This window comes from Stenotrophomonas sp. PS02301 (assembly GCF_029959485.1).
Lineage (GTDB): Bacteria > Pseudomonadota > Gammaproteobacteria > Xanthomonadales > Xanthomonadaceae > Stenotrophomonas > Stenotrophomonas maltophilia_Z.
The window spans coordinates 1-8,239 of the sequence record NZ_JASCOO010000135.1 but is presented as its reverse complement, the minus strand read 5'-3'; the positions used below and the strand labels follow the sequence as shown (position 1 = coordinate 8,239).

Genomic DNA, 8,239 nt, shown 5'->3' with positions numbered 1-8,239 from the left:
CTGGGGGGGGGGCCCCCCCCGTTTTAAAAAAACCCCCCCCCCCCCCCCCCCGCAACTCATTGATGATACGGTTGCTCACCGTACCAAGGAACTCATACGGCAGGTGCGCCCAATGCGTCGTCATGAAATCGATGGTCTCCACCGCACGCAGCGCGATCACCCACTCATACGCACGCGCATCCCCCACCACGCCCACCGACTTCACCGGCAGGAACACGGCAAACGCCCGGCTGGTCTTGTCGTACAGATCCGCCTTGCGCAGCTCATCAATGAAAATCGCATCAGCCTTGGCCAGCAGCTCGGCGTACTCGCGCTTCACTTCCCCATGATACGCACGCCCAGGCCCGGGAACGGATGGCGATAGACCATGGTGCGCGGCAGCCCCGGCTCAACGCCCAGGCGACGCACTTCGTCCTTGAACAGCTCGCGCAGCGGCTTCACCAGGCCCAGCTTCATGTGCTCCGGCAGGCCGCCCACGTTGTGATGGCTCTTGATCACATGCGCCTTGCCGGTCTTGCTGCCGGCCGACTCGATCACGTCGGGGTATATGGTGCCCAGCGCCAGCCACTTGGCGTTCTTCAGCTTGGTGGATTCTTCATCGAAGATGTCCACGAACAGGTTGCCGATGATCTTGCGCATGGCTTCCAGATCGCTCACGCCTTCGAGCTTGCTGAAGTAGCGGTCGGCCGCGTTGACGCAGATCACCTTGACGCCCATGTGTTCGGCGAGCATCGCCATCACCTGGTCGCCTTCCTGCCAGCGAAGCAGACCGGTATCGACGAACACACAGGTCAGTTTGTCGCCGCCGATCGCCTTGTGCAGCAGTGCGGCCACGACGGACGAATCTTCGTGATCAACAGATTATCTGCGCGAATGCGACCTGTGACGTCGCGTGCTGCACGTATGGTGCGTAGCCTAGTTGATGTACACGCACCCTCGCCAGTGGCTGGGCTTGAGGATCCTTGCAGAGGCCATGGACGCAGAATTACAAACATTCAGATCACGTGTTGCGCTGGCAAGTTGAGACAGCTGACTAACCCCGATACTCGCATTTCGGACTTGGACGCGACCTAAGCGACTCACTCTTCTCAGAGGGGCCTCAAGCGGCAAGCCGGTAGGTCGCGTCACTCTTCTTCTTTTCGATTACACCTTTGGCAACCAAACGGTCCAGCCAGTTCCGCGTCTGGATTTGATTGAGATCCAACTCGTCGGCGATCTGAGCGGCCTTCTTAGGTGTGTGAAGCACTTGGCGAATCAACCGTTCAAAGGTCGCGAACATCGCCTGTTTCAATTCAATTCGCGGACCCGAGGGAGCCTCTACGAGTGGCGGCTTTGCGGTTGTAGTCGATGAATTTGGCGCACCTTCCTCGAGGGCGCCGGAGTCACTTGGCGACTCTTTAACCATCGACACTGGGCGCACCGCATCTAGTACTGCATCCGAAACCCCGCTCGACGTACCGGCAGCGATCTTGAAGTCAAGATGCCCCTGATAAGAAGCATTAGCGGCTGCTTTGCTATCGTTTGGTTGAGCCGCAAACAGAGCTTCTAGCGCTTGCCCATCCTCGGGCTCTGGCCAAGGCAAGGCCCCCTCTCGTAGCAAAGCGTCTAGGCCAGCGGAACGCTTACCACTCGATCGGATGTAGAGCGTAACGAAGTGAAGCTTACGAAGCTGCTCTATCGCGCCTGCCCACGTCCCACCCCGCTCCAGGTCTGAATTCACTACCAAGCCGACGTCAGCCAATGCGAAGATAAACTTGTTGCGCGCTATGGCGTGCCCGACATTGAAGCCAGAGCTTGGATCGTAGGGCGAGATCAGCAATGTGCGCCTCTCTTGAAGGCCATCTCTGAATCTCCGACTGATTGCCGCCTGCGCCAGTCCTTCTGCCATGACGTTGCAGACTATGCCGCCAAGAGCCTCAGCCCCATCCATCGCAGCACTGTCAACCCCCTTAGCGCCTCCGGAGATCAAGGCTCTGCCAGCACTTGCCGCCCTCTCTCCGGCACGCTGGGCATAGCTCAGCATCTCGTCGTCCGCGTCACGGGAGCCTACGACAGCCAGGCCGCCGTTGTCGACAAGATCCAAATCACCACAACCGTACATGACGGGCGGCGCTTCGTGCTTAAGGCGTGATTTGACCCGCTTGGGGTACCGGGCATCGGCGCGACTCACTACCCAGATCGAACGCGCACTCCAGTAATCAAGCGCTTGGGCAAGCTGAAACCCTCTGCCCACCAAGCGGGTCAGCCGTCCTAGCCCGAACAGGTTCTCGGCTTGGCGCAGCGCAGGAGACTGTGGGCGGAGAAGGTCGGACGGCTGAAAGCCTTCTTGCACGAGGAACCTTGTAAGGTCGCTGTACTCACTTTGCTTCAGCAGTTCCGCACGGGCGCCAACCTTGCCGACCATCAACGGCGCCGTCAAGAGCAAGATCGCTTGGCAGTTTTCGGAGATCTGCAGACTCATTCTTCATTCCCAGTTTTTGCAAGCGCGAGGGGCCACACTTCGCCGCAACCGTTGGCGCGCAGCAGCCAAGCGCCAATCGTGAACGTCCAGCCCGAGTTCACGATATCGTCGACCAACAACACCGGACCGACCTTGGCGTCAAAGTCGCTGAATTCAAGTGACTGATCGAGGTTCTTCGCCTGTTGAGAGCTATTGCGCATGGACTTCTGAGCTGAGGTGTGCTTAACCTTGGTCAGCGCCGCGTGGAACGGAAGTTCAAGCTCAGCGGCAAGCCGCTTCGCAAAGCTCGGCACGAGATTCGGATTGTTGAGTGACGGGATGCAGGTGACCCATTCCGGAGCGGGTTTAAAAGCAGCCCGGCGTACCAGCCCGGCGCAGGCCTTAACGAGGTGGTCGCCGAAGTGCCCGTGTACGTAGCGAGCATCACGGACGATGTCGCCCCACCCCGCGGTACCGTACATCGAGAGCGCAAAACCGTCTCCCGCACGCAGCTTCTCAGCGATATTTCCCCGCAGCCCGTATCCGTCCAGTCCTCCATCAGGCCACCTCTTGCGCGCCTTGATCGGCAAGCTGGTGTCCTTCATGTACCGATCCACCTCCGCAACGAACGCCGGGGCGACCGCGGTGGGCAATGGCGGACTGCGAGGCGCCTCAATGGTCGCCGGGTCACCATCGAGAGCCGCGACCAAGAACTTCATGTGCCCTTCGGTGAGGGCCATGTACGCCTTCATCTGAGCATGCTCGGCCCGCCGCAGGTCGGTCACCCTTTCGGCCGTCCCCCAGAAGCTACCCGCCAACTTGCTACCTGTGACCTTCCAGCTTGAGCCTTCCTTCACGATCGGCGCGGGGCTCTCTATGGAGAGGGCGGTCAGCGTTTTTTCGATTCGTCCCTTGCTCAAGTTGATGACCTCCTGAAGAGCCGGCACCGAAAGGCCATCGTCCCCAGCCGTATCGAGCGCCTCCATGACCGCGGTCACTTCATCCGGCCTTGGAAACGCGCTCTCGATGAAGTAGGTATTGATGTCCAGCTGGTTCTTGACCGCCAATACGACTCCGCGAGCATCGTCGATCGCACGCCCGGCGCGACCCACTTGCTGGTAATAGTGGACGACAGAGGACGGCGGCTGATAGTTGATAACGAAGGTCAGGTCAGGCTTGTCGTAGCCCATGCCAAGCGCCGAGGTCGCGACAAGCGCCTTGACCTTGTTCTCCTTGAGCTCCTGTTCCAGAACAGCGCGATCCTCTGAATCGCTCGTGTAACCCTTGACGGAAAGGCCGCAGCGCGTGAGCCAACTGACGATGTACTGCACGTGAGCCTTCGTCAGGGCATAAATGATGCCGCTGCCGGGAAGCGAATGGACGGTTTGTGCGAGCCAGGCGAGCCTCTCTGCGTCGCTCGCAAATGTGATTGTCTGAAGCGTGATGGACGGGCGATTCAGCGAGCCGCGTTTGACTTGCAGGTTGGGCCCAAGGATCCGCTCGAGATCGCCTGACACACGTTCGTTTGCCGTGGCCGTGGTCGCGAGCACCGGCAAGTTGGGAGGCAACGTTGAGATGAGCCGCGTGACTAGCTTGTACTCGGGCACAAAATCATGCCCCCAGTCCGAGATGCAATGGGCCTCGTCAACCACGAGCAGCGACACGTTGAGAATCTTGGCCAAAAGGCTGGCCTGGAAATCCTTGTTCGCTAGTTGCTTTGGGTGGAACATGAGGACGTCTATCTTCCCTGCCTCGATCTGTTTGGCGATCTCCGCCCACTCCATTCGGTTGGTCGAGTTGGCAGTCCTGGCCGTCACCCGCATGCGCTCGGCCGCCATCTCCTGATCCCGCATCAGAGCGAGCAAGGGTGATACCAGGAGGGTTGGCCCCCTCCCTTGTTCGCGAATCAGTTTTGCCGCGATGAAGTAAACGAAGCTTTTGCCCCAACCCGTCTTTTGAATGACAAGGAGGCGGCCCTCCGCGCCCGTAACGAGGTGACGAATCGCATCTTCCTGCGAGTCGCGGAAGGTGGCGTCAGGATTGCCACTGCCTTCTCGGAGGAGCTGTAGGGCGCGAGCTTGGTCGTATTTCATCGGACTCCCTCAAACATTTGTGATGCTACTGATTCAGCAGGCCACCGCACGGCGGCGGCGCGCCCGACACCCTAGAATAAGTAATTGCATCGGTGTCTTGGCAGAGCTCGCCCCATTGTGCAGCGCCTGCCGAAGAGCACGAGCGCGCCGGCAAGCTGACGGTACCACCGGTTGCTACCGTCAACACATTAAACCCCTATCAAAAATCCCTATAAGGCAATTTTCTTAGGCTTCAAATTGCGGAATACCGCCCCGGTAAGCATCGACGTTCTTTTTTGTACTGCTCGTGACGGCTTTTTCCATCGGTCGCCAAGAGACCGGTCGATGCCCGGCCGTTTACTCGGGTCAGTGCCCGAAGGCCTCTATTCACTCCCACTCAATAGTCGCCGGCGGCTTCCCCGAGATGTCATAGACAACCCTTGAAACCCCCCGCAGCTCATTGATGATCCGATTACTCACCGTACCCAGGAAGTCATACGGCAGATGCGCCCAATGCGCGGTCATGAAGTCAATCGTCTCCACCGCACGCAGCGCGATCACCCACTCATACGCACGCGCGTCGCCCACCACGCCCACCGACTTCACCGGCAGGAACACGGCAAACGCCTGGCTGGTCTTGTCGTACAGATCGGCCTTGCGCAGTTCGTCGATGAAGATCGCATCGGCCTTGGCCAGCAGTTCGGCGTACTCACGCTTCACTTCACCAAGGATGCGCACGCCCAGGCCCGGGCCCGGGAACGGATGGCGGTAGACCATGCTGCGCGGCAGGCCGAGCTCAACGCCGAGGCGACGCACTTCGTCCTTGAACAGCTCGCGCAGCGGCTCGACCAGGCCCAGCTTCATGTGCTCGGGCAGACCGCCGACGTTGTGGTGGCTCTTGATCACGTGGGCCTTGCCGGTCTTGCTGCCGGCCGACTCGATCACGTCGGGGTAGATGGTGCCCTGCGCCAGCCACTTGGCGTTCTTCAGCTTGGTGGATTCTTCATCGAAGATATCCACGAACAGGTTGCCGATGATCTTGCGCTTGGCTTCCGGGTCGCTCACGCCTTCCAGCTTGCTGAAATAGCGGTCGGCCGCGTTCACGCGGATCACCTTGACGCCCATGTGCTCGGCGAACATCGCCATCACCTGGTCGCCTTCCTGCCAGCGCAGCAGGCCGGTATCGACGAACACGCAGGTCAGCTTGTCGCCGATCGCCTTGTGCAGCAGCGCGGCCACGACCGACGAATCGACGCCGCCGGACAGGCCCAGGATGACTTCGTCATCGCCCACCAGTTCGCGCACGCGGGCGATCTGGTCGTCGATGATGTTGGCTGCGGTCCACAGGGTTTCACAGCCGCACACGTCCACCACGAAGCGGCGCAGCAGCGCCTGGCCCTGCAGGGTGTGGGTCACTTCCGGGTGGAACTGCACGCCGTACCAGCGCTTCTCTTCGTTGGCCATCGCGGCCACCGGGATGCGATCGGTCACGGCGGTGACGGTGAAGCCCGGGGGCGCGACGGAGACGTGGTCGCCGTGGCTCATCCAGACATTCAACTTCGGCTCGCCACCGTGGTCGCTCAGGCCCTTGAACAGGGCATCCGGGGCAACGACGTTGACTTCGGCATGGCCGAACTCACGCTGGTCGGCCGCTTCGGTGGCGCCACCGAGCTGCGCAGCCAGAGTCTGCATGCCGTAGCAGATGCCGAAGATCGGCAGGCCGCTGTCGAACACTTCCTGCGGCGCGGCGGGCGCGCCCGGCAGCGTGGTCGATTCCGGGCCGCCGGACAGGATGATGCCCTTGGCGCCGAACGCGGCGATGTCGGCCGGGTTGTGGTCCCACGCCCAGATTTCGCAGTACACGCCGAGCTCGCGGATGCGGCGCGCGATCAGCTGGGTGTACTGAGCACCGAAATCGAGAATGAGGATCTTGTCGTTATGGATGTTGGTCATGGCGCCCTGGGCAATGCAGGAAAGAAAACAGGAAACGAATACGAAAACCGGCGGCCTATAGAGAAAGAGGAACGGGAATCAGCTTCCTCGTTCCTCTTTGCTCATGCCGCATCAGGCGCGGTAGTTCGGCGGCTCTTTGGTGATCTGCACGTCGTGGACGTGGCTCTCACGTTGGCCGGCGCCGCTGATCTTGACGAACTTCGGCTTGCTGCGCATGTCTTCGACGGTGCCGCAGCCCACGTAGCCCATGGTGGCGCGCAGGCCGCCCATCAGCTGGTGGATGATGCCGCCCACCGGGCCGCGATACGGCACGCGGCCTTCGATGCCTTCGGGCACCAGCTTGTCGGCGCTGGAGGCGTCCTGGAAGTAGCGGTCCTTGGACCCCTTCTCCATCGCGGCCAGCGAGCCCATGCCGCGGTAGCTCTTGTAGGAGCGGCCCTGGAACAGCTCGGTCTCGCCGGGCGATTCCTCGGTACCGGCCAGCAGGCCACCGATCATGATGGTGGAGGCACCGGCGGCCAGCGCCTTGCCGATGTCGCCCGAGTAACGGATACCACCGTCGGCGATCAGCGGGATGCGGTCCTGCAGCGCCTCGGCGACCAGGTCGATCGCGGTGATCTGCGGCACGCCGACACCGGCGACGACGCGCGTGGTGCAGATCGAGCCCGGGCCGATGCCGACCTTGACCGCGTCCGCGCCGCTGTCCAGCAGCGCCAGAGCGGCTTCACCGGTGCAGATGTTGCCACCGACGACCTGCACCTGCGGGAAGTGCTTCTTGACCCAGCTGACGCGGTCCAGCACGCCCTGCGAGTGGCCGTGCGCGGTGTCGACCACCAGCACGTCCACCCCGGCGGCGACCAGCGCCTCGACCCGGCGGTCGGTATCGCCACCGACGCCGACGGCCGCACCGACCAGAAGGCGGGTGGCGGTGTCCTTGGCGGCGTTCGGGTAATCGGTGTTCTTCTGGATGTCCTTGACGGTGATCAGGCCGCGCAGGGCGAACTCATCGTTGACGACGAGGATCTTCTCGATGCGGTTGCGGTGCAGCAGCTGCAGCACTTCATCGGAGGCCGCGCCTTCCTTGACCGTGATCAGGCGATCCTTCTTGGTCATGATGTGGCGGACCGGATCGTCCAGCTCGGTCTCGAAGCGCATGTCACGGTGGGTGACGATGCCGACCAGCTGGCCGCCGCCGTCCACCACCGGCACGCCGGAGATGTTGCGCGCCTGGGTCAGGGCCAGCACGTCGCGGATGGTGGTTTCCGGGCCGACGGTGATCGGGTCGCGGATGACGCCGGCCTCGAACTTCTTGACCTTGGCGACTTCGGCAGCCTGCTGCTCGACGCTCAGATTCTTGTGGATGATGCCCATGCCGCCGAGCTGGGCCATGGCGATGGCCAGGCGGGCTTCGGTGACGGTATCCATGGCAGCCGAAAGGATCGGAAGCTTCAGCCGCAGGTCGCGCGTCAGGCGCGTTTCCAGACTGACATCCTTGGGCAGGATGATGGAATGAGCGGGGACGAGGGAGACGTCGTCGTAGGTGAGAGCTTCAGCCTGGATGCGCAGCATCGGCATACCCGAGATGTGGGGAAGCGCGACATTTTACCCTGATTCGGGCGTCATTGGCAGGGGGCAGGTGCGACGCTGTGTCGCGCCGGCAAACGTCGGTTCAGGACGGTGGAAGGCAGCCGAGAATGCCGCCAAAGCCAACCCGCGGTAGTGCCGGCCGCTGGCCGGCTCCTCATGATCCTTCGGCGGCGCTACGGGGTTGCCG

Annotated in this window: 4 protein-coding genes and 1 pseudogene; all 5 read right to left on the bottom strand. The window is 61.8% G+C overall.

Annotated elements, in window-relative coordinates; all coding sequences use genetic code 11:
• Positions 1-846: pseudogene (gene guaA / locus QMX81_RS19550) on the bottom strand (glutamine-hydrolyzing GMP synthase); the annotation flags it as partial.
• Positions 847-1,099: 253 nt separating this feature from the next.
• Positions 1,100-2,461 carry a DNA-processing protein DprA gene (locus tag QMX81_RS19545; protein ID WP_282263970.1) on the bottom strand — a complete coding sequence of 454 codons (1,362 nt, stop codon included), beginning with the start codon at positions 2,459-2,461 and terminating at the stop codon, positions 1,100-1,102.
• On the bottom strand, positions 2,458-4,533 hold the full coding sequence (locus QMX81_RS19540) for a DEAD/DEAH box helicase (RefSeq protein ID WP_282263968.1): 2,076 nt from the start codon (positions 4,531-4,533) through the stop codon (positions 2,458-2,460). Before QMX81_RS19540 ends, QMX81_RS19545 begins: the two co-directional genes overlap by 4 nt.
• A 366-nt stretch (positions 4,534-4,899) precedes the next feature.
• A complete protein-coding gene (gene guaA / locus QMX81_RS19535; RefSeq protein ID WP_282263967.1) occupies positions 4,900-6,465 on the bottom strand; it encodes a glutamine-hydrolyzing GMP synthase in 1,566 nt (521 codons plus the stop codon).
• Positions 6,466-6,576: 111 nt separating this feature from the next.
• On the bottom strand, positions 6,577-8,034 hold the full coding sequence (gene guaB, locus QMX81_RS19530) for an IMP dehydrogenase (protein ID WP_123729717.1): 1,458 nt from the start codon (positions 8,032-8,034) through the stop codon (positions 6,577-6,579).
• Positions 8,035-8,239 lie beyond the last annotated feature (205 nt).

Excerpts from the sequence above, each read along its gene's own strand:
- QMX81_RS19545 (WP_282263970.1), bottom strand. The coding sequence starts at position 2,461 with ATGAGTCTGCAGATCTCCGAAAACTGCCAAGCGATCTTGCTCTTGACG.
- guaA (WP_282263967.1), bottom strand. The coding sequence starts at position 6,465 with ATGACCAACATCCATAACGACAAGATCCTCATTCTCGATTTCGGTGCT.
- guaB (WP_123729717.1), bottom strand. The coding sequence starts at position 8,034 with ATGCTGCGCATCCAGGCTGAAGCTCTCACCTACGACGACGTCTCCCTC.
- QMX81_RS19540 (WP_282263968.1), bottom strand. The coding sequence starts at position 4,533 with ATGAAATACGACCAAGCTCGCGCCCTACAGCTCCTCCGAGAAGGCAGT.